Below are 588 nucleotides of genomic sequence, written 5' to 3' on the forward strand. Positions count from 1 at the left end.
TCGAACGGGGTCTGCTCAAGTGGTTCCGCAACGCGGCCGACGCCGACCGGCCGATCCGCGACACGCCCCTCGCCCCGATCCTGCGCAAGCTGCGCGACGAACTCTCCGACGCCCGGGAAGCCTGGGACCAGTTCTCCAAGGGCGGCGCCATCGGCCTGCCGCGCTTCCAGGACACCATCGCCCCGGTCATCGACCAGGCCCACATCCTGGGCCAGCCCGAAGTCGCCGATCTCGCCGCAGCCCTCGGCGACCTGGCCCGCTGGCTGCGCCAGGATCCGCTCCGCCTCACCGACGCCCTTTCAATGGACGTCGCCACCACAATGCTGGTGCTCGACACCCGCCTCGACGCCCACGCCCGCGCCGACAACCGGGAAGACGTGCAGATCGACGCCATCCTCGAGCGCCTGCGCGCCCACCAGCGCGGCGAAAAGCTCGCCCCGATGGCGATCTCCGAGCCCGACGCCCAGAGCCGCCAGGTCAACCGCCAGCTGGTCCACGAGATCCAGACCAGCCTGGCCGAAGTCGAGCAGAGCCTCGACAGCTTCTTCCGCTCGCCGGGCAGCACCGACATCCTCGCCTCCGTCCGCG

The 588-nt window shown here is 70.9% G+C and carries 1 protein-coding gene; it reads left to right on the plus strand.

Going from position 1 to position 588, the window contains the following annotated elements:
• Positions 1-588 (plus strand): hypothetical protein (locus tag L6Q67_RS24125; protein WP_296576235.1); only part of this gene is annotated, 588 nt, incomplete at both ends.

It is taken from the genome of Zoogloea sp. (genome assembly GCF_023150065.1).
In the GTDB taxonomy this organism is placed as follows: domain Bacteria; phylum Pseudomonadota; class Gammaproteobacteria; order Burkholderiales; family Rhodocyclaceae; genus Zoogloea.